1 protein-coding gene is annotated in these 379 nt (G+C 66.2%); it reads left to right on the top strand.

Annotated features, from left to right (window positions below):
• The coding region (locus tag PUR26_RS00885; RefSeq protein ID WP_329868222.1) for a hypothetical protein at positions 1-379 on the top strand (379 nt) is incomplete at both ends.

Genomic DNA, 379 nt, shown 5'->3' with positions numbered 1-379 from the left:
TGCCCCCGCCTGTGGGCAGTCGGCGGCTGGACGAGCTCAGCTGCGAGATCGACCGGATCGCCCACTTGGTGGCTCGCTGTCCCGGCAAAGCTGACGAGGCGATCCGCGCCTTCAATCACGCGACAGGCCATGAGTACGGGGCGCTCGACTTCGCCGAGTACTGGGCAAGCAGGGATGCGGAGGAGTTCGCCATGGAGGCGGCCCGGCCCGCGCGCCCCCAGGTTGCAGACATCACCAGAGCCGAACTCGTCGAAATTGTCCGCAGAGTTCTCTCAGGCGACCCGGAGGACGCGTACTACTTACGACTCCTGGCTGCGAATGTCCTCCACCCTCGGATCGGCGATCTGATCTTCCACCCGCCGGAAGGCCTTCGGGACGC

Source organism: Streptomyces sp. SP18CS02, assembly GCF_036322365.1.
In the GTDB taxonomy this organism is placed as follows: Bacteria; Actinomycetota; Actinomycetes; order Streptomycetales; family Streptomycetaceae; genus Streptomyces.
The sequence above is the reverse complement of the archived record's forward strand: the minus strand, read 5'-3'. Positions and strand labels throughout refer to the sequence as shown.